This window comes from Pseudonocardia endophytica, from assembly GCF_004339565.1.
GTDB classification, from domain to species: domain Bacteria; phylum Actinomycetota; class Actinomycetes; order Mycobacteriales; family Pseudonocardiaceae; genus Pseudonocardia; species Pseudonocardia endophytica.
On the sequence record NZ_SMFZ01000002.1, the window covers coordinates 2,718,031 to 2,743,328 of the forward strand.

The 25,298-nt window shown below is 73.3% G+C and carries 29 protein-coding genes; 9 read left to right on the forward strand and 20 right to left on the reverse strand.

The genetic code is table 11. The features are described from left to right. Window positions 1-3: 3 nt before the first annotated feature. Window positions 4-1,686 (forward strand): GAF domain-containing sensor histidine kinase, encoded by a 1,683-nt coding sequence (locus EV378_RS31420; protein ID WP_132431129.1) that lies wholly within the window; start codon window positions 4-6, stop codon window positions 1,684-1,686. Between the two features lie 6 nt (window positions 1,687-1,692). On the opposite strand, the gene EV378_RS31425 is transcribed toward EV378_RS31420, so the two are convergent. Continuing rightward, entirely contained in the window at window positions 1,693-2,343 is a 651-nt protein-coding gene (locus EV378_RS31425; protein WP_132431131.1) for a response regulator, read from the reverse strand. A gap of 191 nt (window positions 2,344-2,534) precedes the next feature. On the opposite strand from EV378_RS31425, the gene EV378_RS31430 reads away from it, so the two are divergent. Then, window positions 2,535-3,035, forward strand: coding sequence for a universal stress protein (locus tag EV378_RS31430; RefSeq protein WP_132431133.1), 501 nt, complete (start codon window positions 2,535-2,537; stop codon window positions 3,033-3,035). Window positions 3,036-3,161: 126 nt separating this feature from the next. Here the strand turns inward: EV378_RS31430 and EV378_RS31435 are convergent, their stop codons facing one another. Beyond that, complete coding sequence (locus EV378_RS31435; RefSeq protein WP_132431135.1) at window positions 3,162-3,572, reverse strand: flavodoxin domain-containing protein; 411 nt, start codon at window positions 3,570-3,572, stop codon at window positions 3,162-3,164. A 144-nt stretch (window positions 3,573-3,716) separates the two neighbouring features. Here EV378_RS31435 and EV378_RS31440 point away from each other — a divergent pair, with 144 nt between their 5' ends. After that, complete coding sequence (locus EV378_RS31440; protein WP_132431137.1) at window positions 3,717-4,109, forward strand: hypothetical protein; 393 nt, start codon at window positions 3,717-3,719, stop codon at window positions 4,107-4,109. Here EV378_RS31440 and EV378_RS31445 read toward each other — a convergent pair. After that, window positions 4,084-4,464: a hypothetical protein gene (locus tag EV378_RS31445; RefSeq protein ID WP_132432984.1), complete on the reverse strand. Its 381-nt coding sequence runs from the start codon at window positions 4,462-4,464 to the stop codon at window positions 4,084-4,086. The genes EV378_RS31440 and EV378_RS31445 overlap by 26 nt on opposite strands. Before the next feature lie 163 nt (window positions 4,465-4,627). Here EV378_RS31445 and EV378_RS31450 point away from each other — a divergent pair, with 163 nt between their 5' ends. Continuing rightward, a complete protein-coding gene (locus EV378_RS31450; protein WP_132431139.1) occupies window positions 4,628-5,068 on the forward strand; it encodes a helix-turn-helix domain-containing protein in 441 nt (146 codons plus the stop codon). A gap of 197 nt (window positions 5,069-5,265) precedes the next feature. Here EV378_RS31450 and EV378_RS31455 read toward each other — a convergent pair whose 3' ends face one another. The 5 genes from EV378_RS31455 to EV378_RS31475 all read right to left on the reverse strand — a co-directional run bounded on the left by EV378_RS31455 (window position 5,266) and on the right by EV378_RS31475 (window position 9,472). After that, window positions 5,266-6,381: an MAB_1171c family putative transporter gene (locus EV378_RS31455; protein WP_132431141.1), complete on the reverse strand. Its 1,116-nt coding sequence runs from the start codon at window positions 6,379-6,381 to the stop codon at window positions 5,266-5,268. A 1-nt stretch (window position 6,382) separates the two neighbouring features. Beyond that, window positions 6,383-7,012 (reverse strand): hypothetical protein, encoded by a 630-nt coding sequence (locus tag EV378_RS31460; RefSeq protein WP_132431143.1) that lies wholly within the window; start codon window positions 7,010-7,012, stop codon window positions 6,383-6,385. A 29-nt stretch (window positions 7,013-7,041) separates the two neighbouring features. After that, entirely contained in the window at window positions 7,042-7,476 is a 435-nt protein-coding gene (locus EV378_RS31465) for a hypothetical protein (RefSeq protein ID WP_132431145.1), read from the reverse strand. Between the two features lie 78 nt (window positions 7,477-7,554). Beyond that, window positions 7,555-9,057, reverse strand: coding sequence for a class I adenylate-forming enzyme family protein (locus EV378_RS31470; protein ID WP_132431147.1), 1,503 nt, complete (start codon window positions 9,055-9,057; stop codon window positions 7,555-7,557). A 19-nt stretch (window positions 9,058-9,076) separates the two neighbouring features. Next, window positions 9,077-9,472, reverse strand: a complete 396-nt coding sequence (locus EV378_RS31475; protein ID WP_132431149.1) for a YybH family protein — start codon at window positions 9,470-9,472, stop codon at window positions 9,077-9,079. A 240-nt stretch (window positions 9,473-9,712) separates the two neighbouring features. Here EV378_RS31475 and EV378_RS31480 point away from each other — a divergent pair, with 240 nt between their 5' ends. After that, window positions 9,713-11,434, forward strand: coding sequence for an HNH endonuclease (locus tag EV378_RS31480; RefSeq protein WP_132431151.1), 1,722 nt, complete (start codon window positions 9,713-9,715; stop codon window positions 11,432-11,434). A 94-nt stretch (window positions 11,435-11,528) separates the two neighbouring features. Beyond that, window positions 11,529-11,987 (forward strand): SRPBCC family protein, encoded by a 459-nt coding sequence (locus EV378_RS31485; protein ID WP_132431153.1) that lies wholly within the window; start codon window positions 11,529-11,531, stop codon window positions 11,985-11,987. On the opposite strand, the gene EV378_RS31490 is transcribed toward EV378_RS31485, so the two are convergent. Beyond that, on the reverse strand, window positions 11,988-12,755 hold the full coding sequence (locus tag EV378_RS31490; RefSeq protein ID WP_165922572.1) for a DeoR/GlpR family DNA-binding transcription regulator: 768 nt from the start codon (window positions 12,753-12,755) through the stop codon (window positions 11,988-11,990). 280 nt (window positions 12,756-13,035) lie between these two features. Between EV378_RS31490 and EV378_RS31495 the strand changes: the two genes are divergently transcribed. After that, window positions 13,036-14,355, forward strand: a complete 1,320-nt coding sequence (locus EV378_RS31495) for an MFS transporter (RefSeq protein WP_132431157.1) — start codon at window positions 13,036-13,038, stop codon at window positions 14,353-14,355. A 3-nt stretch (window positions 14,356-14,358) separates the two neighbouring features. Here EV378_RS31495 and EV378_RS31500 read toward each other — a convergent pair whose 3' ends face one another. Next, window positions 14,359-15,174 carry an acyl-CoA thioesterase domain-containing protein gene (locus tag EV378_RS31500; protein WP_165922573.1) on the reverse strand — a complete coding sequence of 272 codons (816 nt, stop codon included), beginning with the start codon at window positions 15,172-15,174 and terminating at the stop codon, window positions 14,359-14,361. Between the two features lie 4 nt (window positions 15,175-15,178). Then, window positions 15,179-16,351 carry an aminotransferase gene (locus EV378_RS31505; RefSeq protein WP_243653853.1) on the reverse strand — a complete coding sequence of 391 codons (1,173 nt, stop codon included), beginning with the start codon at window positions 16,349-16,351 and terminating at the stop codon, window positions 15,179-15,181. Between the two features lie 228 nt (window positions 16,352-16,579). On the opposite strand from EV378_RS31505, the gene EV378_RS31510 reads away from it, so the two are divergent. Continuing rightward, window positions 16,580-16,768 carry a helix-turn-helix domain-containing protein gene (locus EV378_RS31510; protein ID WP_132431163.1) on the forward strand — a complete coding sequence of 63 codons (189 nt, stop codon included), beginning with the start codon at window positions 16,580-16,582 and terminating at the stop codon, window positions 16,766-16,768. On the opposite strand, the gene EV378_RS31515 is transcribed toward EV378_RS31510, so the two are convergent. Both EV378_RS31515 and EV378_RS31520 read right to left on the reverse strand, forming a co-directional pair. Further along, window positions 16,749-17,078 (reverse strand): YnfA family protein, encoded by a 330-nt coding sequence (locus EV378_RS31515; protein ID WP_132431165.1) that lies wholly within the window; start codon window positions 17,076-17,078, stop codon window positions 16,749-16,751. The genes EV378_RS31510 and EV378_RS31515 overlap by 20 nt on opposite strands. Continuing rightward, window positions 17,075-17,773 carry a MerR family transcriptional regulator gene (locus EV378_RS31520; protein ID WP_132431167.1) on the reverse strand — a complete coding sequence of 233 codons (699 nt, stop codon included), beginning with the start codon at window positions 17,771-17,773 and terminating at the stop codon, window positions 17,075-17,077. Before EV378_RS31520 ends, EV378_RS31515 begins: the two co-directional genes overlap by 4 nt. Before the next feature lie 69 nt (window positions 17,774-17,842). On the opposite strand from EV378_RS31520, the gene EV378_RS31525 reads away from it, so the two are divergent. Further along, a complete protein-coding gene (locus tag EV378_RS31525) occupies window positions 17,843-18,217 on the forward strand; it encodes a hypothetical protein (protein WP_132431169.1) in 375 nt (124 codons plus the stop codon). 44 nt (window positions 18,218-18,261) lie between these two features. Here the strand turns inward: EV378_RS31525 and EV378_RS31530 are convergent, their stop codons facing one another. The 7 genes from EV378_RS31530 to EV378_RS31560 form a co-directional block, all read right to left on the reverse strand. Beyond that, window positions 18,262-18,612 (reverse strand): DUF3040 domain-containing protein, encoded by a 351-nt coding sequence (locus EV378_RS31530; protein ID WP_132431171.1) that lies wholly within the window; start codon window positions 18,610-18,612, stop codon window positions 18,262-18,264. 92 nt (window positions 18,613-18,704) lie between these two features. After that, window positions 18,705-19,907 (reverse strand): LLM class flavin-dependent oxidoreductase, encoded by a 1,203-nt coding sequence (locus EV378_RS31535; protein WP_132431173.1) that lies wholly within the window; start codon window positions 19,905-19,907, stop codon window positions 18,705-18,707. Window positions 19,908-20,042: 135 nt separating this feature from the next. Continuing rightward, window positions 20,043-20,885 (reverse strand): SDR family NAD(P)-dependent oxidoreductase, encoded by an 843-nt coding sequence (locus EV378_RS31540; protein WP_132431175.1) that lies wholly within the window; start codon window positions 20,883-20,885, stop codon window positions 20,043-20,045. Continuing rightward, window positions 20,882-21,871: a polyphosphate kinase 2 gene (gene ppk2, locus EV378_RS31545; RefSeq protein ID WP_132431177.1), complete on the reverse strand. Its 990-nt coding sequence runs from the start codon at window positions 21,869-21,871 to the stop codon at window positions 20,882-20,884. Before ppk2 ends, EV378_RS31540 begins: the two co-directional genes overlap by 4 nt. Window positions 21,872-21,923: 52 nt before the next feature. Beyond that, the gene (locus EV378_RS31550) at window positions 21,924-24,428 is read right to left on the reverse strand and encodes an HAD-IC family P-type ATPase (protein ID WP_132431179.1); all 2,505 of its coding nucleotides are present in this window, start codon (window positions 24,426-24,428) and stop codon (window positions 21,924-21,926) included. Window positions 24,429-24,544: 116 nt separating this feature from the next. Then, entirely contained in the window at window positions 24,545-24,859 is a 315-nt protein-coding gene (locus tag EV378_RS31555; RefSeq protein WP_132431181.1) for a hypothetical protein, read from the reverse strand. Beyond that, a complete protein-coding gene (locus tag EV378_RS31560) occupies window positions 24,856-25,290 on the reverse strand; it encodes a DUF1707 SHOCT-like domain-containing protein (protein WP_132431183.1) in 435 nt (144 codons plus the stop codon). Before EV378_RS31560 ends, EV378_RS31555 begins: the two co-directional genes overlap by 4 nt. Window positions 25,291-25,298 lie beyond the last annotated feature (8 nt).

The window sequence follows — 25,298 nt, forward strand, 5'->3', positions numbered from 1 at the left end:
CGCATGACGGGATCTCCGGAGGACGACGCCGGACTGTCCGGTCTGCTGTCCGGCCTGCGCCTGGACGAGCTGCTCGGAGAGGTCCAGGACCGGATCGGGCAGATCGTCTCCGCGCGCGGCCGGATGCAGGCCCTGCTCGACGCCGTGCTCGTCGTCGCGGCGGGGCTGGAGCTGGAGACGACGCTGCGCCAGATCGTCCGGTCCGCCGTGGAGCTGGTCGACGCCCGCTACGGAGCGCTCGGGGTGCTCGCCCCGGACGGGTCGATCGCGCGGTTCCTCGACGTGGGGCTCGACGACGCCGCGCGGGCCGCGCTCGGCCGCCCTCCCGAGGGGAAGGGCCTGCTGGGCACGCTGATCGAGGACCCGCGTCCGCTGCGCCTCTCCGACCTCAGCGCGCATCCGGCGTCCGTCGGCTTCCCCCCGAACCACCCGCCGATGAAGAGCTTCGTCGGGGTGCCGATCCGGGTGCGCGACGCCGTCTACGGCAACCTCTACCTCACCGAGAAGCGCGGTGGGGGAGAGTTCACCGCCGACGACGAGGTGGTGCTGCAGGCCCTCGCGGCGGCGGCGGGCGTCGCCGTCCAGAACGCGGACCTCTTCGAGCGGAGCCGCCTGCGGGAACAGTGGTTGGAGGCGCTCGGCGAGATCCGCAACGAGGTCCTCGCCGGAGCGGGCGACGAGGACGTCCTGATGCTGGTCGCGCGCCGCTGCCTCGAGCTGGGCCGCGCCCGCGGGACGCTGATCGCGCTGACCACGGGGGACGGGCGGTTCCACGTGGCCGCGTCCGCCGGCCGCACCCCGCCCTCCGCTGAGCTGGCCGACGGTCCGCTGCGCGACGTCGTGGACGGGCAGGAGCCGGTGCTGGCCGACTCGCCGCGCACGCTCCTCGACGACGGGGGGACCGGAGGGCACGGGTCCACGCTCGCGGTTCCGCTGCGCTCCGCCGAGCGCACGATCGGGGTGCTGGTCGCCGTCCGGGACGCCCACGACGACGCGTTCCAGCCGACCGAGATCCCGCTGCTGAACTCGTTCGCCGAGCAGGCGGCGCTCGCGCTGGAGCTGGCCGAGCAGAACCGCACCCGCCGCGAGCTCGACGTGCTCGCCGATCGCGACCGGATCGCGCGCGACCTGCACGACCACGTGATCCAGCGGCTGTTCGCGACCGGGCTCAAGCTGCAGAGCACGCTGCGCCGCAGCGGGAGCGAGGACGTGCGGCAGAGGATCCAGCAGGCCGTCGACGACCTGGACGAGACCGTCCGCGAGATCCGGACCTCGATCTTCGACCTGCACACGGCCACCCAGGACGACACCGGGCTGCGCAGGCGCCTGCTCGACACCGTCCACGACACCACCGCGGAGTCCGGGATACCGGTGTCGGTGCGCACGGCAGGCCCGGTGGACACGGTGGTGCCGGCGGACATGGTGTCGCAGGTGCTGGCCGTGGCCCGCGAGGGCGTCAGCAACGCCGTCCGGCACGCGGACGCCCGCTCGATCACGGTGACCGTCGACGCCGGCGACGACCTGCTGGTGGAGATCGTCGACGACGGGGTCGGGATACCGGCGGACGTGGGCCGCAGCGGGCTGCGCAACCTCGCCGACCGCGCCGAGGACCTCGGCGGCCGGTGCGAGGTGGTCCTGCGCCCGGCCGGCGGGACGCGGTTGGCCTGGCGGGTGCCCCTGCCCTGAGCCCGCTCAGCGCCCGGTCTGGCGCCGGCGTTCGGAGGCGTAGACGGCGGCCTCGGTGCGACGCGTGTAGCCGAGCTTGTGCAGCAGCGAGCTGACGTAGTTCTTGATCGTCTTCTCGGCCAGGAACAGCTCCGCGCCGATCTGGCGGTTCGTCATGCCGTCCGCGATCAGGTCCAGGATCCGGCGCTCCTGCGGGCTGAGCGTCTCGTAGCGGGGGTCGGCCGGCTCGTCGCCGCGGCGCAGGCGTTCCAGGACGAGTGCCGTCGCCTTCGGGTCGAGCAGCGAGCCACCGGCGGCGAGCGTCCGGACGGCGCCGACCAGGTCGATGCCGGCCACCTGCTTGAGCAGGTACCCCGACGCGCCGGCCATGATCGCGCCGAACAGCGCCTCGTCGTCGGAGAAGGAGGTCAGCATCAGGCAGGTCGGCGGCGGGTCCACCGTGGACCGGATGTCCCGGCAGACGGACACGCCCTCGCCGTCCGGCAGGCGGACGTCGAGGATGGCGACGTCCGGGCGGGCGGCCGGGATCCGGGCCAGCGCCTGTGCGGCGGTGCCGGCCTCGCCGACGATGCGGATGTCGTCCTCGGACTCGAGGAGCTGCGCGATCCCGCGCCGGACGATCTCGTGGTCGTCGAGCAGGAACACCGAGATGGTCACCGGATCTCCTCGGGTAGCGGTCACCGACGACCGTAGCGGCACGGCCGTACCTCCGGCCCGGTACCAGGTCCCGGCCGGATCGGGACCAAGGTCCCGAGCGCGGCGGTCGCTCGCCCGCAGCGACCGCACCGCGCCGGGTGCGACGGTCGGATCGCAGGATCCGGACGGGATCCGAGGACGGAGGAGCAACGATGGACGCCGTGACACCGAAGCGTGCGAACGAGATCGTCGTCGCGGTCGACGGGTCGCGCCCGAGCCTGGCGGCGCTGTCCTGGGCCGTGCGGGAGGCGCGGACGGCCGGGCGCGACGTCTGCGCGGTACGGGTGTTCGACCCCGCGTACCTGTACTCGCCGCCGGGCGCCGTGTTCGAGTCGATCGAGGCGGCGCGCGCCGCGGAGCGGGAGGTACTGCGGGAGGAGGTCGCCGGGCTCCTCGGCGCCGTGCAGGACGTGCGCGTGCGGGAGGAACTGCTCGAGGGCCAGCCGGCGGCCGAGATCGTCCGCCGCTCGGAGGGCGCGGCGATGCTCGTGATGGGCAGCCACGGCCGGACCCGGATCGGGTCGACGTTCCTCGGCTCGGTCGGCAGGGCGTGCGTGCGCAAGGCCGGCTGCCCGGTCGTGGTCATCCCGCCGAACGCGGCGGAGCCGGTGCTCGCGGACAGCGCGGCGGGCTCGGCCGAGGCGCCCGCCTGAGCGGCGGACACCACGGAACGGGACGGGCCCGGGACCGCGAGGTCCCGGGCCCGTCCCGTGGTGCGCGTCGGTGGGCGAGAACTCCGCTCGTCCGGGCGGGGGAGGTGCCCTCGTCCGACGCCACGGTCACTCGCGGCCCGCCGGTTCCCCGGCCAGCTCCGCCGCGAGCCGTCGTGCCCAGCGCCGTGGTGCCCCGAGGTCCCCGTCGGGGAACGTGACCGGCGCGGGCCCGTCCAGGGGCCCCGCGTACGCGTGCCCGACGGCGAACAGACGCAGCGGGCGCACGCTCAGCACGGCGGCGTGGCGGCGCAGGAAGCGGAGCACCGACGGGTGCCAGCGCCCGAACCGCACCCGGCTCCCGAGCACGACGGCGCCGTAGCCGGCCAGGCCGCCGACGCGCGACGGGACCGTCACGTCGACGCGCAGCCCGGCCGCGACGAGCTCGGCGGCGACCGCCTCCGCGATCCCGGCCGTCGCGTGGTCGGGTGAGCCCCGCAGGACGAGGACGCGTCCCGGGCGGTCGAGTGTCGTGGTCATCGGTGCCTCCGGCGCTGGTCGGCGGGTCTGCTGCGGACACCGTCAGCGTGCGTCGACCGGCCGGACCGCAGGAGGGGCCGGAGGTCCCGTCCGCGACGACGTTCGGCCCTGCCGGCGACGGGCCGCGGCGTGTGGACTGGGTGCATGGCCCGGAGTCGCAACGCCGCCGTCGTCCTCGAGATCGTGATGGCCGCCGCGGCGGTCGGTGGTGGGGTCGGGCTGATGGCGGACAACGCCATCGGGATGACCGACGACTGGCTGGCCGCCACCGGGTTCGCGTCGTGGACCGTGCCGGGGCTGCTGCTGATCCTGGTCGTCGCCGTCCCGACGGCGGTCGCGGCCGTGCTGGAGATCCGTGGCGCCGGGCACGCCGCCGAGGCGTCGGTCGTGGCCGGGCTTCTGCAGGTCGGCTGGATCCTCGCCCAGCTGGTGGTCGTGCAGCGCTACGTCGTCCTGCAGCCCGTCGTGCTGGCCTGCGGCGTCGCGGTCGTCGCGCTGCGCGCCGGGGCCGTCAGGCGGTCGCGACGAGCGTGGTGACGCCCGCCGCGGCCAGCAGGACCACCTTGGCGACCTCGAATCCGATGTAGACGAGATGGGCCCGCGAGCGCGGCGGCTCGCCCTCGCCGGACAGGACGAGGTCCGACCGGCGGTGCAGCACCGGTCGCACGAGGCCGAGCTGGACGGCCACCACGGCGAGGGTGGCGACCACGAGGACGGTCGGCGCCCCGGCGGGTGCCCATGCCAGCACCGCCACGGTCACGACGGCGAACACGAGCTCGACCGCGTTCAACGCCCGGAACACGATCCGCCCGATCCCGAGGCCCAGCCGGACGGTCACGCCGGGCGCGCGGAACTTCAGCGGCGCCTCCAGGAACGAGATCGCCAGCACCATGCCGAGCCAGACGAACACCACGGCCAGCAGCACGGCCGGACCGATCCTGTCCACGGTTGCACCTCCGCGGACATCAGACACCGAAGGGCGGGGGCCGCGCCACCTCGTGCCGCGGTGGCGCGCCGATGGGACAATGGGCGGTGGTCGAGGGTGGGAGGTGATCATGGCTTCGCCGGATCCGGGTACGTCGTCGCCGAAACGGCCGGACACGTTCGCCGCGAAGCTGAACCGGCTGTTCGATGTCCTGCGCCCCGCCGGTGGCAAGCCGGTGACGACCCGCGAGATCGCCCGCCGGGTGACCGAGCAGGGCGGGTCCATCTCGCCGGCCTACATCTCCGAGCTGCGCAACGGGGTCAAGACGAACCCCGGGATGGAGCACGTCAAGTACCTCGCTGCCGCGTTCGGCATCAGCGCCGGGTACTTCACCGACCCGGACGTCGCGGACCGGGTCGACGGGGAGCTCGAGCGGCTCGAGGAGCACCACCGGTCGAGCAGGCTCGTCGAACTGGCCGAGCGCACGGCGAGCCTCGACGCCTCGGACCGCGTCGCGCTTGCGGCGCTGGTCGACCAGTACCTGCAGGACCGCGACGACCGGAGCTCGTGACCGCTCAGCGATCACCACGTGAATTGTTCGCTACAGCGATCGACGTTGCCGAGTGTTCGCTGTTACGGTCCCCTCAGTCGGTGGTGGCGCCTGTACGGGGTGTCCGTCGGGTACCGGGGGCGGTACGGAAGGCCTCGGCCACCGGTCGCGCCAGGGGGGTGCGTGACCGGGCAGGCGCCTCCACCGACGGTCACCGGTCACACCGCGCTCGTCGCCGTGGCCCGTCGCTCGCGCACGATCCTCGAGAGCTGGTCGAGCAGCTCGTGGTCGCGCGGCTCGTCCGGGGTGGGATCCGTGTCCGAGGTCGCCCGATGCTCGTCGACGAGCGTCCAGAGACGCTCCCCGTCGGGCCGGCTGCGCTCGAAACCGGCCACCGCGGTGCGGAGCTCGTCGGCCGCGTCCTCGTTCCGCGCGGCCGTGCCGTCGCCACGGAGCAGGTGCAGCGCGTCGAGGCACTCGGCGCGCCGTCGTCGCAGGCGGTAGGACAGTGGCCTGCGCCGGTCCCCGTTCGGCAGCACGACCTGCGGGAACGCGTCCTGCGCGAGCGTCCACAGCGGTTCGATCCTGGCGAACGCCCTGCGGTTGCGGCGCCATGCGGCCACCGCCCGGACGCGGCCCGCGACCAGCGGGTAGGACATGCCGCCGAGCTGCAGCGGCGTGGCGATGATCGGCGCCATGGCCAGCAGGAACGACGGCGTCGAGATCAGCGGGCCGCCGAGGAGCACGACGAACGGCGGGATCGCGCGGACGACCGAGATGCCGCCGGAGGCGACGAGACCGATCGCGGCCACCCGGATGCCCAACCGCAGGTCCCGCGAGGCCTCCCGGGAGCGCCGGAACATCCAGACGACGACGAGCGCCCTCGCGCCGCCCAGGTAGAAGCCGATCAGCGTGAACGCGATCGCGCCGCGGACGTGCCCGTAGGCCTCCGCGCCGCCCGCGATCGGGAGCCCGTCGGCCTGCGCGCTCAGCGTGAGCCACAGCATCGCGACGACGACCGCCGCTCCGGTGAGCACGGTCAGCACCGACCGCCTGCTCGTCGGCGTGTACCCGTCGACCGCCAGCCGGAACAGGTACAGCCCGATCGTGGCGGCGACCAGCAGCACCATCCCGACCAGGAACGTCATGACCCTGGGGTCGAGATCGCCGTAGAACCCGGCGTCGGCCAGTCGGGCCTGGCCCGAGTTCAGAAGAGACAGTGCGATGTGGACGAACAGCGCGACACGGGCGAACCTGCTCACCCGTCGTCGCAGCTGGTAGCCCTGCCAGAGGAGGAAGTACAGGACCAGCAGGACGATCATCTCGACCGGCACGTCACCAGGCTCCCTCTTCGCCGAGCACCTCGTCGAGCCGTCCGGCGGGCCGCGCCGGGACGTGTCCGGCGTGTCCCGGTACCCATCCGAGCAGGATCGTCGCCAGCGTCTCGGCCTCCTGTTCGGCGGCCTCGGCGTACAGCCCGGACACCGGTTCGGCAGGTCGCCCGCGCCGTCGCCGGAGCAGGGAGGACCACCGGCGCGGCGGCGCGGCGGGCGGCGTCCCCGGCCGGGCCGGGCCGGCGTCCAGCCCGAGCGTCTCGGCGACGACCGCGGCGTCGATCTCGTGGAACGCCCCGACGTCCGGCTGAGCGTGCAGGGTCTGCGACGGCGGGTGGCGCAGCAGCATGTGGGCGTACTCGTGGAGCAGGATCAGCTGCTGGTGCGAGCGGGTCGTCCTGGCCTCGTGCAGGACGACCTCCCGGTCGTCGAGGCGCCCGGTGACGGCGAACGCCGATCCGGGAGGTAGCTCGTCCGTCGCGACGACCGTGATCGTCGTACCCCGTTCCTTCTCCAGGGCCCTGCGCAGGGCGTCCGGCTCCAGCGGGGGCGTCACGTCGAGGCGGCGCAACCTGCGCCTCGCCAGCGTCACGAGCTCGGCGTAGCCGCGCGGTGCGTCCTGTGCGGACATCGAACCTCCCTTCGGCGCATGGTCGTCGTTCAGTCCGCCCGCTCCAGCTCGCGCAGGAGCCGCTCCCGCACCGTGTCGACTCCCCGGGACGGGACACCGGTCCGGCACGGTCCACGGGTCGCGACGCCGCGGGGCGCCGTTCCGGCGGCCAGCCGCAGGCCCCCGTCGACGACGCGGGTCGTGTCGGGGTCGGTGAAGTAGGCCGCCGGGACACCGAGCACCCGGGCGAGCAGCACGAGCGCACCCTGCTCACCGCCTGCGGTCAGGGCGACCTCGGCGGAGTCCAGCCAGGCGAGGGCCAGCGTCCGGGCCGCGCCGCGGTCGGTGGTGCGGATGCAGGCCGTCAACGCCGTCACGACGTCCGGCCCGGACCCGGGCGGTGTGTCGCCGACCGTGGCCGACCTGCGGAGGCGGTCGATGCGCTCCCGGATCAGGGGTCCGCCGTCACCCCGGCCGTCGTCCATGCACGTCACCCCCCGCGAGCCGCGCCACCCGTGTCGACGGAGCGTATCCGGAGCGACATCCGATCGCCGGGTGGGCCGCTACCCGGATGCCTGCCGCGCCAGAGCGGCGCGGTCGACCTTCCCACTGGGCGTCAGCGGCAGGTCGGCGACGAGCCGGACCTCCGACGGCGCGACCGTCGGGCCCCGGTGTCCGGCGACCCACCCGATCAGCTCGTCCGCCGTCGGCGCGCAGCCGGCGCGGGGCACGACGGCCGCGGCCGCGGTCTCGACGCCGTCGCCGTCCGCGCGGGCGAACACGCCGGCGGCCGTGACACCGGGGTGGGCGACGAGGCAGTTCTCCACCTCGCTCGGGTAGATCCGCGCGCGCTCGGCGAAGATCACCTCCTTGGCCCGTCCGACGAGCGTCAGGTAGCCGTGCTCGTCGAGCGACCCGAGGTCGCCGGTGCGGAACCAGCCGTCCCGCAGCACGGCGGCCGTCTCCTCCGGGTTGCCGATGTACCCGGGCATGACGGCACCGCTGTGCACCCACACCTCGCCGGTGGTTCCGGCCGGGACCGGCGTGCCGTCGTCGTCGCACACCGAGACCGTGACGCCGCGGACCGGCCTGCCGACCGTGCCGCGCAGCTCCGGACGGGCCAGCTCGTCGGGCTCGATCGAGCAGATCGTCGTGGCCTCGATGCTGCCGTAGGTCTGGCCGACGATCGGACCGAACCGCTCCAGCGCCTCGCCGAGCCGGTCCGCGGACGCGGGTGCGCTACCGATCCGCACGCGCCGCAGGCCGGACGTGTCGGTGGTGGCGAGATCGGGATGGTCGAGCAGCTGGTACAGGTTGCGGGGCATCAGCTGGATCGTCGTGGCCCGCTCGCGGGCGATCGCGGCGAGCACCCGGGCCGCGTCGAACTCCGCCTGCAGCACGACGCGCCCGCCTGCCGCGAGCGTGACGAGCGAGAGCGTGCCGGCGATGTGCGCGATCGGCGTGCACACCAGCAGGACCGTGTCGCTCCAGCCGGCGAGCGCGGCGGGCGACGAGTACGCGGGGACGGCGGCGTAGCGGGGGACACCCTTCGGGACGCCGGTGCTGCCGCCGGTCAACGAGATCGACGCGAGGTCGTCCGGCCGCAGCCGCACGGGGAACGGCGCGGCGTCCGCGGGCGGGTCGGGGTCGACGTCGACGACGGTCGCGCCGGTACCGGCCGCCGCCCGGTCGGCCGTCTCCCGGCGCCCCGTGCCTGCGACGACGAGGAGGCGCGCCGAGCACGTTCGCAGCAGCGCGGCGACGGTCGTCGGGGAGGAGCCGTCGGCGAACGACACCCACGCGGCACCGACGACGTTGGCCGCCCACCGCATCACCAGACCGGTCGGAGTGCTGCCGACCATGATCGCGACGACGTCGCCGCGGCGTACGCCGAGCCCGTCGAGCCGGCGCGCCTCGCGGTGGACACGGTCGAGCACGTCCCGGAACGTCCACTCCGACCGCGAGCCCGGATCGTCGACGGTGATCGCGACACGGTCGCCGTACCGGGCGAACCGGTCCAGCGTCAGCTCGATCGTCGTGGCATACCCGTCCGAGTGGTCGGCCATGGTCACCAGCGTCGCACGATCACCGGTGCACGAACGAATGGTGCTCGTGCTGGACGGTCCACCGCCCGTCGCGGCGGTTCAGGCCGATGCTGAGCCGCAGACGCCGGTCCGGCTCGTCCGCGAACTCGGCCTCGGTGCCGCACCGCACCAGCGCGTAGGCGTAGGCGACGTCGCCGCCCGCGTGGACGGTGAGCGACTCGATGTCGAACGACGCACCCTGCGCCTGCCACTCGAAGAACGGCGGCCACGTGGTGCGGTAGTCGTCGATGCCGCGCACGCCCTGGTCCGGGGGCGGGACGTCGAACATGACGATGTCGTCGGCGTGGTCGGCCAGGAGGGTGTCCATGTCGCCCGCGTGGACGGCCGCCGCCCAGCGCCTGATGAGGTCGTCGATCTGCTGCTCGTCAGGGGTCATGGGAACTACGACCCGATCCGTGCGGCGAAGTCATCGGATCGTCTCCGGGCACGGGCCCCGCGTGCGGTGGTGGCAACGGGACTCGACCCGCCGGCTGCTCGCTCCGCCGCCCGCGTTCCCCGCCCTGCTCATCCCCGCGAACCCGCAGGTCCGGATGCTCGCCCGGCCCGGCAGTTCGCGATCGCGAACGATTCCGGGCGCATCCTGGATAATTTCTGACAAGGCGGTAGTATCGAACGCATGTTCGCATCAGTCGCCGAGGTGGAACCCGACCTCGTCGAGCACGACACGACCCGCTGTGCGCACGGGATCCTGGCCGTGTGCTGCGATGACGCCCGCTGCCTCGGCCCGCTGGTCGACCCGCGTCGGGAACCCGGAGCGCGGCTCGCGGCGCAGATGCAGTTCGCGGGCGAGATGCCAGGGGTGCTGTCGCGGGCCGAGGTACTCGATGTGGTCGAGGCCGCGGAGCGGCAGATCCGCTGGATGATGGGGCTGCGCACGCGGATGCTGGCCGAGTTCGTCGACCGGCACCCCGACGGCTCGATCACGGCACCGCCCGGGGCCGACGCGGCCGCGGCGGTCCCGTCGCAGCGCTGGGTGCCCGACGAGGTCGCCCTGACCCTGAACGTCTCCCGGTTGGAGGCGCTCGGCGAGATCGAGCAGGCGAGACGGTTCGCCCACGTCCTTCCAGACACCCTCGCCGAACTCGAACGCGGCCGGATCGACCTGCGCCGCGCCGAGGCGATCGCCCGCGCGACCGCGGTCCTGCCCGACGACAAGGCCCGCGCGGTCGAGGCGACGGTGCTACCGAAGGCGCACGACGCGACGCTGCGGCAGGTCCGGGACCGGGTGCGGCGGGCGATCGCCCGAGTCGACCCGGACGGCGAGTACCGGCGCCACAAGGAAGCCGACCGGGGCCGGCGAGTGTCGATCCGCGCCCTCGAGGACGGCATGGCGTCGCTGTGGTTCTACGGGGCCGCGGCTGAGATCGAGTCGGCGTGGCAGGTCGCGGACCGGGTGGCGCGGTCGTTGGGCAAGGAGGACTCGCGGACGCTGGACCAGCGGCGCTTCGACCTGTCGATGGAGATCCTGCAGGGCCGGTTGACCGTCACCGACCGCGCGGACCTCGAGACGGCGGTCGCCGCAGCTCTCGCCGGACAGAGCGCCGACGGCGCAGGATCGGGGAGTGCCGGGTTCGGGAGTGCGGGGGCCGAGACTGCGGTCGCCCCGGCCGGTGAGGTGGCCGGTTGCGGGTCTCGGGATCGGCCACCGCCCGAGCACACGATCTCGCCCGACGTCCTCACCGCCGCCGTCGCCGAAGCACTGAGCCGCCGCCCCGACCCAGGTGGCGTCGGACGCACACCGCTCGTGCAGGTCGTCGTCGGCATCGACACCCTCACCGGATCGAACCGGCCCGGTGAACTCGTCGGACACGGACCGATCGACGCCGACACCGCCCGTGCCCTGGCCGCCGACAGCGTCATCATCCGGCTCCTCACCGACGACGCGACCGGCACCCTGCTCGAACACGGCCGCACCCGCTACGCCCCACCGGCCGCGCTGGCCGACCACGTCCGTGCCCGCGACCAGATCTGCCGCGGCCCCCGCTGCACTCGCCGCGTCCGCGATCTCGACCACCACCAGGACTGGGCCCTCGGCGGCGACACCGACGTGGCCAACCTCTACGGCTTCTGCCAGCACTGCCACCGGCTCAAGGACGCCTCCGGCTGGAGCTGCATCACCGACCCGCACGACCCGAACGGCGACGTCGTCTGGATCTCCCCGTGCGGACGGACCACGACCAGCCGCCCGTACGACTACCGCGACCTCACCGCCGACCTCACCGACCTCACCGACCTCACCGACCTCACCGGTCCGTCGCCGACGGCCGGGACGCACGCCGAGCCGCGTCTCGACTGCCGGGACGACGATGCCGAACCGGGCGATACGCCGCCGTTCTGACGCACGGCGACATTCGGATCACGCGGCGGCGGTCGCTGCACCTCGGCCGGGCCGCGCCTCCGTACGAACCTCGCAAGGCTGCTTCGATGGGGGCATGACACCGCACGATGTGCCGACGGTCGTCCGCGTGGAGCGGGAGATCGCCGCCGACCCTGCGACGATCTTCGAGCAGATCGCCGACCCGGCAGGGCAGCCCGCATGGGACGGCAACGACAACCTCGCCGACGCCGCTGCGGGACAACGTGTCCACGCCGTCGGCGCTGTGTTCTCCACGACGCTCACGATGGGCGCGGTGCGGGAGAACCACGTCGTGGAGTTCGAGGAGGGCCGCCGGATCGCCTGGACGCCGGCCGAGCCGGGCGGCCGTCCACCCGGCCACCTGTGGCGCTGGGAGCTCGAGCCGCTCGGGCCGGGGCTCACCCGGGTCGCGCACACCTATGACTGGACGCACCTGACCGACGAGACCCGCTTCGAGCGGGCCAGGGCGACGACCGCGGACACGCTGCGGGCCTCCCTGGACGGGCTGGCCGCCGTCGTCGAAGGCGAAGGCTAGCTAGACCCGGACCACCTTCGGTCCGCCGTTGGCGGCGTACCGGTCGGCCTCCGCGGAGGACAGCGCACTGTCGGTGACCAGCACCTCGAAGTCCCGGACGTCGGCGAACTTGTGGAAGCTGGAGACGCCGAACTTCGTGTGCGTCCCGATGAACACGCGCCGCCGCGACGACGCCACGGCCTGCGCCTTGACGGCCGCGACCGCGGGGTCCGGCGTCGTCATGCCGTAGTCCGCGGAGACCCCGTTGGCGCCCAGGTAGGCCACGTCGATCACGAGCCGCTCGAGCGTCCGGGTCGTCCACGGCCCGACCGCGCCCATCGTGCGTCCGCGCACCTGCCCGCCCAGCAGCATCGGGGTGACCTGCGGGTTCTCCGAGACGAGCGAGATCACCGGCACCGACGCCGTCACGATCACCAACGGCCGTTCCAGCCGGAGCAGCTCCTCGGCGATCAGCAACGGGGTGAAGCCCTCGTCGACGAACACCGACTCGGCGTCCTGCAGCCACGCCACCGCCTCGGCCGCGATCCGGCGCTTCATCGGCACGTTCGTCTGGGAGCGGCGGTCCATGCTGCTCTCGTACGCCGTCGTCTCGACCGGGTAGGCGCCGCCCTGCGTGCGCCGGAGCAGCCCGTGGCTCTCGAGCGCCTGCAGGTCGCGGCGAACGGTGTCGGTGGTCACCTCCAGCTCGTCGGACAGCGGGACCACGTCGACCCGCCCCACCGCCCTGGCTCTGGCGAGGATGACCTCACGTCGCTTCTCCGGCCGCACCGTCACCTCTTCCCGCCGGCGGGCACCGACGTGCCGATCATGGCACGCGCACACCGTCCCGGTCGCCGACATTGTCCCGAAACCAGGGAATCCCCGGTCATTCGGGAGTCGGCAGCCCGACCGGCGCGAGCAGGACGGCTGCCGCGGCGCCGTCGTGCGGGTGGCCTGATCGTTCCTGCTGTCCCCGAACGACTCTGGTGATGTGGGCGTCCGGTACGTACGATTTCGCGTCACACGATCGAAGGACACCCGCACCGACGCGGGAGGCCGGGGGGATCCGATGGCGCATCCAGCACCGACCGCACCGACGGCGAAGGAGACGCGACGGGTCGCGTTCGCGACCCTGATCGGCACCTCCATCGAGTGGTTCGACTTCTTCGTCTACGGCGCGGCCGCCGCGCTCGTGTTCAACAAGCTGTTCTTCCCGACCGAGAACCCGCTGACCGGCACGCTGCTCGCGCTCTCGACGTTCGGTGTCGGCTTCGTCGCCCGGCCGTTCGGCGGGGTGATCTTCGCGCACTTCGGCGACCGCATCGGCCGCAAGTCGATGCTCGTTCTGTCGGTCGTGATGATGGGCGGCGGCACGTTCCTGGTCGGTCTGATGCCCACCTTCGAGACGATCGGGGTACTCGCGCCGATCCTGCTGGTGCTGCTGCGGATCGTGCAGGGCATCGGCCTCGGCGGGGAGTGGGGCGCGGCCGCGACGATGGCCGTCGAGTTCGCGCCGCCGCACCGACGAGGGCTGTTCGGCAGCTTCCCGCAGACCGGCGTGCCCGCCGGCATGCTGACCGCGAACCTGTCGCTGCTCGTGATGTCCGCCGTGATGTCCGACGAGGCGTTCCTCGCCTGGGGCTGGCGGGTGCCGTTCCTGGCGTCGATCGTGCTGGTCGCGGTCGGGATCGTGATCCGGCTGAAGGTGGCCGAGTCGCCGGTGTTCGAGCGCGCGAAACAGGCGGGAAAGATCGAACGCCAGCCGGTGCTCGCCGTGCTGCGGCGCCAGCCGGGCAACGTTCTGCGGGCGGCGGGCCTGCGGTTCGCCGAGAACAGCACGTTCTACATCCACACGACGTTCGTGCTCACCTACGGCACGGTGGCGCTCGGCATGCAACGCGCCGACCTGCTCATCGCGGTGATCGTCGCGTCCGCGCTCGGGCTGGTCAGCATGCCGCTCTACGGCTACGCCTGCGACCGGTTCGGACGACGGCCGGTGGTGCTGTGGGGCTCGATCGTCCTGCTGCTGATGAGCTGGCCGTACTTCTGGGCTCTCGACACCCGGTCGCTGCCGTGGATCATCCTGGCCACGGTGATCGCGGTGAACATCGGCAACAGCGCCGTGTACGCGCCGCAGCCGGCCTGGTTCTCCGAGCTGTTCGAGCCGGAGGTGCGCTACAGCGGCGCGTCGATCGGCGCCCAGGGCGCGAGCGTGTTCGCGGGCGGACTGGCCCCGGTGATCGCGACGGCGCTGCTGGACGCCACCGGCGGCTACGACTGGATCGCGGTCTACATGTCGGCGATGGTGCTGATCACGATCGTCGCCGCACTGGTGTCGCCGGACCGGTACAAGGCGTCGCTGCGTGGGGGTGAGCCGGTCCCGGTCTAGCGGTCAGGACCGTCCGAAGTCGACGGCGGCCGCGCCGTTCGCGAGCGTGGACATCAGCACGCTGCCGACCGGGCCCCACCGGTCGACGACCGACGTGCGCAGGACGGCGATGCCGTCGTCCTCCCGCCGCTCCTCGGCGACGAGCCCGATGCCGCCGTCGGCATCCGGTAGCCGGGTCAGCGTCAGCGTCAGGTCGGGGTTGATGAACTCGATGCCGGCACTGCCCCAGCTGCCGACCAGGTTCGAGGAGTCCGCGACCGTCGCGACCCGGACGAACGGGCTCGGCTTCTCGCCGTCGACGAGGGCCTCCGGCAGGTGCCACGTCCGCTTGCGAGCACCGTTCTGGTGCTCGGGCATCTCGGCGCTCCACCCGACGCCGTCGCTGAAGTAGAGCATCGCCTCCTCGCCCGGCTCCAGGTCGGGGACCTCCGGCGGGTCCTCATCGGGGGCGGCCCAGACCCGGCCGGTGCCGGCGCCGCCGCCGGTCCGGAGCAGCAGTGCCGTTCCGCGTGCCACGGCGACGCCGTCCTGCGTGAGCGTGGCGTCGACGAGCCGGATGCGGCGCCCGGAGCGCACCACCGTCGCCGCGGAGTTCGTGGGCGCGAGTGCGGCGGGCCGGAACAGGTCCACCGTCCAGCGGACCGGGCGGAACGCGTCCGCGTCGTCCAGGGCCGCGGCGACCCTCTCGGCCGCCCTGGCCAGCACGCCGCTGACGGCCGTCCCGCGGATCTGCCCCCGGCCGCCCCAGCCGCTGCGGGCCCGCGGTTCCGGGACCAGCGTCTCCGTGCCGTCGGAGACCTCCCTGCGGAAGTACGTCACGCGATCAACGTATCCCGTGGGTGCTCCGGGTGCCGATCGCGCGCAACCGGTCGGCGAGCAGCGCGATCGCGGGCGAGTCCGCATTGGACACACTGATCCGCATCGTGCGCCGGTCGTCGGGGAGGAACGCCGTGCCGGGGATGACGAGCGTGTCGTGCGTGAGCAGCAGGTCCTCGACGACCTCCGGGGTGGGCCGGTCGTCGAACGGGTGGCGCACCCACGCGAAGAACCCGCCGAGCGCGAGCATCTCGAACCCGCCGGGCCGGTCCGCCATCACCTCGGCGAACGCCGCGCGGCGGCGGGCGATCTCCGCAGCCCGGTCGGCGCGCCACGCCCGCGCCCCGGTCAGCCCGGCCCACGCGGCCTCCTGCCCGATCTGCGGCGAGCAGATCGCCACGCAGTCCATCACCTTCAGCACCTCGCGCCCGAGCTCCGGCGACGCGACCACGGCGCCGACCCGGTAGCCGGGGATCGCCAGGTCCTTGGAGAACGAGTGCAGCGACACCACCGTCCGTCGCCACGCCGGGTCGGCGAACAGGGCGTGCGGCGGGGCGTCGGTGTCGCGGAACGAGCGGTACGTCTCGTCCAGCACGAGCGCGACGTCGTACCGCGCGGCGAGTTCGGCGAACTCCGCGATCACCTCCGGCGGGATCGTCACGCCGCTCGGGTTCCCGGGTGTGACCAGCGAGATCGCGCGGGTCCGCTCGGTGATCAGGGCCGCGGCGTCGGACGCGCGCGGGACGAGGTCGTCCCCCGGCTCCAGGTACACCGGCCGGACGCCGTTCATGCGCAACCACATGTCGTGGTTGAAGTAGTACGGCAGCGGCGTGACCACCTCGTCGCCCGGCGTCGTCAGTGCGGCGGCGACCACGCAGAACGCCTGGTTGCAGCCCGCCGTGACGACCACGTCGCCCGGCTCGACGGCTCCCGCGTAGTCGCGGCTCAGCTCGTCGGCGACGGCGGAGCGCAGCTTCGGGATCCCTGGCACCGGCGTGTAGCCGGACAGCCGGTCCTCGCGCGCGACGTCACGGACGTGGTCGACGATCTCGGCGGGTGCTGGCCACGGGGGAGCGGCCTGGGAGAGGTCGAGCAGCGTCCCGCCGCCGGGCCACCGCGCCAGCAACGCCTTCGCCGCGCCGATCGGGGAGTCGATCCCGGACACGGCCCGGGGGCTCATCTGCATGTCGCCGCCGCCCGGAGCATCGGTGGGGTGAGGATCCCGGTGATCACCCACCGACCGTACGACGGGTGTGGCGTGCGCGACACCCGTCGGTGACCTCCTGGTCGTTCGTGGTCCCCCGATGGGGTCGCGGGTGACGCCTGCCGTTAACGACGGTCGCCGGTTCCACGGTGTACGGGTCGGGACCGCACCTCGTCGGTGCGGCGGTCGAGCGGAGGTCTCCCCATGAGCGAGAACGAGCGGTTCCGGACGGTGTCCGAGGTGGCGGACACCATGCGGGTGTCCCCGATGACGGTGTACCGGCTGGTCAAGTCCGGCGAGTTGGCCGCGGTCCGGGTGGGGCGCAGCGTGCGGATCCCGGCCCGCGCCGTCGAGGACTACCTGCACTTCGCGCTCAGCGCGGCGCGTACATGATCACCCCGACGCCGACGAGGCAGATCAGCGCCCCGATCACGTCGTAGCGGTCCGGGCGGAACCCGTCGGCGACCATGCCCCACGCCAGGGAGCCGGCCACGAACACGCCGCCGTAGGCGGCCAGGATGCGCCCGAAGTTCGCGTCCGGCTGCAGGGTGGCGACGAAGCCGTACAGCCCGAGCGCGACGACCCCGGCGCCGATCCAGACCCAGCCGCGGTGCTCGCGCACCCCCTGCCAGATCAGCCAGGCCCCGCCGATCTCGCACACGGCGGCGGCGACGAACAGCAGGACCGACCGCAGCACGGTCATCCGAGCAGTTCCCGCAGGAGTTCACGAGCCCACGACGGGGCGTGCGCGTCGAGCGTGACGCCGCCAGGGGCGGCGGTCAGGCGGAACGTCAGGAACGCGCAGCACCGGGCCTCGGCCGCGACGAGCGCGGCGACCTCGGCCATCTGCTCGACGGGCGGGTGGACCCGGATGCCGCCGTCGGCGAGCTCGTCGCGGGGGGCTCCGGCCAGCGCGTCCCGCCAGCGCTGCATCCGGTCGGCCCGCTCGGAGCCGCTCAGCGTGCAGGCGATCGGGGGCTCGGGTGCCCGCGCGGTCCCGAGGAACGCGCAGTCCGGGTCGCACGGGGTGTCCCTGGCCGGCAACGCCTCCAGGTGTCCCAGTGCCGCGACCAGGTGCGCGCGGGAGGCGTCGAGCGCCGCGACCTGCCGGTCGGTGTCGGCGATCCGCTCGCGGAGCAGCGGGCCGAGCGTGTCGCGGACGTCGCGGCACCGGCCGTCGTCGCGGACGTCGACGAGGTCGCGGATCCGGTCCAGGGACAGCCCGAGGTCCTTCGCGGTCCCGATGAACCGCAACCGGTCCACATCGGACTCGTCGTAGGTTCGGTACCCGGACGGGCTGCGCCGCACGGGCATCAGGCCGCGGCTGTCGTAGTAGCGCAGCGTCGTCGCGGGCATCCCGGCGCGCTCGGCCGCCTGCGAGATCCGGTACCGGTCCACGCCGGTGACGCTAGACCTTCGAGTCGGGGTGAAGGTCAAGCCGGACACCGGACGGGGGACACTGGACCCATGTCCTCGATCCCGCGCCGCGTGCTCGCCGTGCTGCTCGTCGCGTCGGCGGTGCTGCACGTGCTGAACGCGGTCCGCGGGTGGCCGTCGGTCACGGCCGTGATCCTCGCGGTGCTCGCGCTGGCGGCGATCGTGGTCGCGTTCGTCGTGCCGGTCCGCACGAAGCAGGCCGATCTGCTGGCGGCGATCGTCGTCGGCGCTCTCGGCGTGCTCGCGTTCCTGGTCCCGACGGTCATCGCGCTCGGCGGCGGGACCGCGCCCGGCACGGTGCTGGACCTCCGGTCGGTCGGGGGCTTCCTGGTGGACACGGTCGTCGTCCGGCTGGCCGCGATCACGTTGCGCCGCGAGGCGAAGGCGACCACCGACAGTCGCTGACCCCGAGCGGGCCGGTCCGCGATCCCGCGCGTCCGGGACGGCTGTCAGTCCTCGGGGGCCTGGCGCGTACCGGGTGGCGTGGCCCGGCGGCCGTACCAGGCCAGCAGGCCCGGCATCACGAGGAGCACCGTGAGGATCACGCCGACCATCAGCCACTCCGTCGGCACCAGCACGGCCGCCACCGCGGCGACGGCGAGGATCTGCAGCATCCGCTCGGTCGCAGGGCTCGCCGTCGGGGCCGGCTCGCGGAGCCGGGCGGTGAAGGCCGGGTCGGAACCGTTCTCGTAGCCGGCGATCTCGTCGAGCACGCGCCGGTCGCGCTCGCTGAGCTCACCCGCGCTCGTCGGCTCGTCGCGGCGGTCGTCGGGTTCCGGGGCGGCGTAGGCGGCGCTCATCGGCGTCTCCCTGGGTGGGTCGGCTCGTCCCACCAGGATGCTCCCCGAACCCGGCAATCCTCTGAAAACGGACTGAGGGTTTGCTGTGAACCTCAGGTCCCGGACATCCGCTTCCAGGCGGCGGCCGCGCCGGACTCGTACTCCTTCGTCGCGTGCTCGACGGCCGCGACCGCGTTGCCGGCGAGCATGCCGACGTTGTTCTTCGCGAAGTCCAGCGTGCCGACCCGGTTCTGGTTGCGGTAGCTGCGGAAGTACGGGATGACCTCGGAGGCGAACAGCTCGAAGTTGCGCAGCGTCGCCTGGTGGTCGGCCAGGTCGTGGATCAGGATCAGGAACGTCCCGAAGCCACCGGTCTGCTCCTGGAGCGTCTCGATCCGGGCGATCGCCTCCTCCGGGCCGCCGAACGTGCCCTTCCCGAAGATCGTCATGCCCTCGTCGCGCCAGTGGTCGATCGTCGCCTTCGAGGACCGCGTCCAGGCCAGGTCGTCCTCCGGCGCGGCCCACACCTGGGCGTACTCGGCGGCGTACGGGATGCGACGGGCGACGATCCGGTCCAGCTCGTCGCGGTCGTCGGCCAGGAACATCGGCTCCAGCACGCGCCAGCGGTCCCGTCGTGCCTCGTGTCCGTGCGCGGCGGCGACCTTCTCGTAGGCGGCCCAGTTGCTCGGCAGCGTGTCGAATCCCTGGGCGGTGCCGGCGGCCAGCGACAGCAGCGACAGGCCGAGCGTCCCGCACAGCTGGGACCCGGACGGCGACGCGATCGACGCGGCCGCGACCTCCATCTCGCCCGGCCCGCGGTAGGGGAGCAGGTGAAGGCGCGCGTCCTGCAGGCTGAACCAGTCGGTCTCGGCGGTGACGGTCTCGCCGCGCAGCAGCGGCATGATCACCTCGAGCGCCTCGCGCTGGCGCCGGCGCTGCACGGTGGTGTCGATGCCCATCATGTGCGCGTCCAGCGGGAGCTTCCCTGGGCCGGTCCCGAAGATCACCCGGCCACGGGTCATGTTGTCCAGCTGCACCATCCGGCTCGCCGAGACGAACGGGTGGTGGTAGCTCAGCGACATCACGCCGGTGCCGAGCCGCATGTGCTTCGTGTGCTCGGCGACCGAGGCGAGGAACAGGTCCGGCGCGGAGATCGTCTCGGAGCCGTTCGAGTGGTGCTCGCCGATCCACACCTCGTCGAAGCCCATGTCGTCGATCTCGGAGATCACCTTCAGGTCCTGGCGCAGCTGCAGGGCCGGGTCCGCGTGGTGCGGGTGGTGCGGGGCGAAGAACACTCCGAAGTTCAGGTACGACACTGCACGTCTCCTCGTCGACCTCGATGTCCGCGACTGCGCGTGGCCACCGAGTGTGACGCGGATCGCATCGGGCGCACCATGTCCGCACGACCAAACGCGACGACCGGGAGTTGGCCCGCGGGCCAACTCCGATGCTCAGGGCAGATGCGGGGCGACGAGCTCGAGGCTGCGGGTCCGCAGGGTGGCGCGGGCGCCGGCGTCGTAGGCCTGCGCCTTCGCGCGGGCCGGCTGCATCCGGTCGAAGAACTCGCCGGTCACGGTGTCCAGCTCGGGATCGAGCGCGGCCCGGGTCACCGACTCGACGCCGGTCTCCAGCGAGTCGACGGAGCTCGACCGCTCCCCGAGGACGATCTTCGTCGGCATGTACGTGCCGGGGTGCAGGCTGGCCACGGTCAGCTCGGCGGCCGGCACCCGGCCCGCCATCTCGAAGCCGCCCATGATCTGGGCGAGCTTGCTCTGCGCGTAGGCCCTCGTCCCGGAGTAACCGTGCTCGAGCATCAGGTCGTCGAAGTCGAGGTGTTGTTGGCCCAGCGATGCGACGTGCACGACGCGCGAGGGCACACCCGGCTGCGCGCACGCGCGCAGGTGGTCGGCGAGCAGCTCGGTGAGCAGGAACCCGGACAGGTAGTTCACCGCGAAACGCAGCTCGTGACCGTCGGCGCTGGTCCGCCGTTCCCGGCCGTACGGCACGCCGGGGCCGATCCCGGCGTTGTTCACCAGCACGTCGACGTGCATGTCCCGCAGCTCGGCGCCGAGCCGTGCGACCTGCGCGAGGTCGTCCAGGTTCGCGACGACCGTGCGCGGCCGCTCGACGCCCGGAGAGCGGGCGATGTCGTCGGCCACGGTCGCGACCCGGCCCTCGTACCGCCCGTGCAGGACCAGCCGCAGCCCGTCGGAGGCGAGGCGGCGGGCCAGCGCGCGGCCCAGGCCGTCGGTCGCGCCGGTGACGACGATCGTCGGCGGTCCGGGGTCGGTCATGAGAGACGCTCGCTGTTCTCGTACACACGGTCGGGTGTCCCGACGACGAGCGGGTCCGGTTCGCCGACGGCGTCCGGGTCCTTCGCCGGGTAGTCCAGGCCGGAGAGCACCCAGCTCAGCGCCGCGACCCGGCCGCGCCGCTTGTCGTTGCTGCGCACCACCGACCACGGTGCGGACGGGATGTCGGTGGCGGCGAACATCGCCTCCTTGGCCCGCGTGTAGTCGTCCCAGCGCTCCAGCGCGGCGAGGTCGACCGGGCTCAGCTTCCACTGGCGCAGCGGGTCCAGCACGCGGATCAGGAACCGGGTCCGCTGCTCGGAGCGGGACACCGAGAACCACAGCTTGACGACGTGGATGCCGTCCTCGACGAGCGACTGCTCCAGCCGGGGCGCCTGGCGCAGGAACTCGCGGTACTCGTCGTCGGAGCAGAACCCCATCACGGGTTCGACGACGGCGCGGTTGTACCAGGACCGGTCGAACAGCACGATCTCCCCGGCCGCGGGCAGCTGGGAGAAGTAGCGCTGGAAGTACCACTGCCCCTGCTCGCGCGGGGACGGTTTCTCCAGCGCCACCACCCGGGCGCCGCGCGGGTTGAGGTGCTCGGTGAACCGCTTGATCGTGCCGCCCTTGCCTGCGGCGTCGCGGCCCTCGAACAGGACCGCGACCCGCTGGCCGGTGTCCTTGACCCACGACTGCATCTTGAGCAGCTCGATCTGCAGCTCACGCTTGCGCGTGTAGTAGAGGTCGCGCTCGATCCGCTCGTCGTAGGGGTAGTCCTCGCGCCACGTGCCGACCTCGGTGCCGTCCCTGCGGATCAGGACCTGCTCGTCGTCGTCGATCTCGCGGACGGTGTAACCCTCGAGGTCGTCGAGCAGGTCGGCGGACCGCAGCGCGTTCCGCAGCTCGCGGCGCGTCCGTTCGGAGTGTCCCGCGCCGCCCGGTGCGCTGCGGAACGCGTCGACGACGCGGTCCAGGGAAGACGTCATCGGTCCATCCCAGCGAACCGGGGCGCCGGGTGTCCAGGAACCGCGCCGGGCGTCACCGCTTTCCGGGGAGCTGGTCGTACCCGATCACCCGGTCCAGCACCCGGAACCGCAGCACCACGCTCACCGCGACGAACCACAGCCCGAGTGCGGGCAGCACGATCACGAAGACCGGGCGCGCGGGCCCGGTCAGCCCGAAGTAGTCCGACAGCACCGGCGTGAACAGCACGGCGGCGAACGCGACGACCAGGCCCGCGACGAGCCACGCGGGCCGCCTGTCCGGCACCGGGTCCCGCCACGCGGCGAAGATCCGCGCCGGGGGCCGGAGCAACAGGATCAGTCCGAACGACGCCAGGCAGACGAACGTCGACAGGCCCGTCTGCGCGCCGATCGTCGCGGACGCCTCGACGAAGTCCGCGTCGGTGGCCGTCAGGCCGGTGTAGCGCTGGAACTGCTCGACCGCCTCGGCCGGTGTGCGGCCGCTGGAGAACCCCTTGCTGATGCTCACGTACAGCGCGGCGTACACGGCGCTGCCGAACGCGCCGGTGATCAGGGCCGTGGGAACGACGAACCGGGCCAGGTTGCCGAGCAGGTTCGGATCGGGCGGTTCCGGGCGGGCCCACATGGTCAGGAAGAACGTCGGTACGCCGACCGTGAGCAGCGTCAGACCGACCTGCGTGGGGGAGTAGGGGAAGCCCAGCCCGAGCATCGTGACGGTCAGGATCACCAGGCCCTGGGTCGCGACCCGGGCCAGGAACACGTACATCGACACGGCGAGCCCGTCGATGATCCGGCGCCCCTCGGCCTGCGCCGGCAGCAGCGCCGCGAACGAGTCGTCGACGAGCACGATGTCGGCGACGTCCTGGGTCACGGCGCTGCCGCTGCGCATCGCGACCCCGACGTGGGCGCCCTTCAGCGCGCGGGCGTCGTTCACGCCGTCGCCGATCATCGCGACGTAGTCCCCGCGGCGGCGCAGCGACGCGACGATCCGTTCCTTCTGCTCCGGGGCCACCCGGCCGAACACGGTCGTGCGCGCGACGAGCCGGTCGAGCGCGTCGTCGTCGAGCGCGTCGAGGTCGGGCCCGGCGACCGGGTCCCCGGCGTCCAGCCCGGCCTGGGTGGCCAGCGCCGCGACCGTGCGCGGGTCGTCGCCGGAGAGCACCTTCAGCGCGACCCCGTTCTCCCGGAAGCGCGCGATGCTGTCCACGACGTCGTCGCGCAGCTCGTCGGCGAGGACGACCAGTGCCACCGGCTCGAGCGACGGCAGCGACGGACGGTCGTTCCGGTCGCGGAGCGGGCCATCGGCGCGGGCCAGCACCAGCACCCGCAGGCCGAGCGCGGTCCGGGAGGCGACGGCGTCGGCGAGGTCGGTCGCCATGTGCGGGGCGAGCGCGTCCGGTGCTCCGAGCACCCACGCGCCGTCCACCGTCACGAGCCCCGACCAGCGCAGCGACGACGAGAACGGGATCTCGTCGCGCGGCTCCACGGCGTCCCCCGGCAGCGCCGCCGCGAGCGCCGTCGTCGTCAGGTTCGGCGTGGTCACCGACCGCGCGAAGCGGCCGAGGGTCCTCTCGGCATCCGTCCCGCCCAGCGGCTCGACCTCCTTGAGGGTCAGCCGTCCGGTGGTGAGCGTCCCGGTCTTGTCCGTGCACACGACGTCGACGTGGGTGACCGACTCGACGGCGTTGACCTGCTGGACGAGCGCGCCGCGCCCGGCGATCCGGGCGGCACCGCGGGTGTAGGCGACGGCGATCAGGAAGAACAGCCCGTACGGCACCAGCCCGGAGAGCACGGCCGTGGTCTGCACGACCCGCAGCAGCGTGAACCCCTCCAGCGCGGCCTGCGCCAGGATCGCGCCGCTCATCAGCAGGACCAGCACCATCGTCAGGCGGACGACGAAGTCGATCCGCCGCTGCAGCGGGGTCTTGTCCGTGGTCACCCGCCGGGCCTCGAGCGTGAGCCGTCCCGCGTGGCTCGCGGCGCCGACGTCGCGGGCCAGCTGGTGCCCGTCGCCGGCCACGCAGAGGCTGCCGGAGCGCAGGTCGTCGCCCTGCGCTTTGGCGACCGGGTCGGACTCGCCGGTGAGCAGCGACTCGTCGGTCTCCACGCGTCCGCCGTCCAGCAGCGGCCCGTCGACGACGATCTGGTCGCCCGCCCGGACGCGCAGCACGTCGCCGCGGACCACCTGGTCGGCCGCCAGCTCGGTCTCCACGCCGTCGCGCAGGACGGTGACCGACTTCTGGTCCAGCAGCTGCAGCCCGTCGAGCTTGCGCTTGGCGCCGATCTCCTGGACGGCGCCGATCACGGCGTTGACCAGGCCGAGCCCCACGCTGACGAACGCATCGTTGTAGCGGCCCAGCGCGAGCAGCGTCGCGCCGATCACGAACAGGATCGTGTTGTAGAAGCTGAAGACGTTGGTCCGCAGGATCGTCGCGTACGTGCGGGACGATCCGCTGACCGCCGTGTTCCCCTCGCCGGCACGCAGCCGCGCGGCGGCCTCCTGCGTGCTCAGGCCGGAGGCCGCCGCGTCGTCGACGTCCGGCGCCGCGCTGGTCTCCATCCGGTCGTTCTCCTCGCGATCGGGTCGTTCCGGCGGCATGATCGCAGGTCCGTGGCCCGCCCCGCCGGGAGCGTCCGGTCAGCGCGGGTGATCGCCGCCGCGTCGTCGAGCCGTGCTCAGTCCTGCTCCGGGGGGACGAGTCGATCGGGGCCGGGGCCGGGCCTGCCGTCCTCCTGACCGACACCGGGTGGACCGTGCCCGTGGTGGCCGGGCCCTCCCCAACCCGGACCGGGTCCGGGGCCGCCCGGCCCGCCAGAGCCGACGGCGGCGAGCGTGATCCCGGTGGCGGCGCCCGCGATGCCGAGTGCGGCGACGAGGCCGGCCAGCACCAGCAGCGAGCGGCGGCCGCGGAGCCGGAACCGGCGGCGCCGTCGGGGCGTGGGCTCCGGCGTCGCGGCCTGACCGGCGGTGGGCTCCTCCGGGGCGGTCACGCTCCCACCACCAGCGCGCCGAGCACGGCACAGAACACGAACCACGCCACCGCCACCCACGCGAGCCGGACGGCGGTGCGGCACTGCGCGGCGGTCGGCCGGGCCGCGTCCGGGCCCCGCACCAGCAGGTGCGCCCGCCAGACCAGTGCCTCCCGGATCCAGGACCAGGTCGGGACGCCGGTCACCGGCCCGCCGCCGGGCAGGTCGGCGACCAGCGGGGCGAGCTCGTCGCGGTACCGGGTGGCGTACGCCGTGGTCGTGCGGGACTCGGCCTCGTCGAGATCGAGACGGCCCTCGCCGACGGCGGCGTGCAGCCTGCGCACGACGTCCTCGCGTTCGGCGTCCGAGGCACGCATGCGGACGTTCCGCGACGCGGGGGCGACGGCCGGGTGCGTGGTGGGCGGGGCGGGCTCGGAGATCGTGGTCGACATCGGACTCC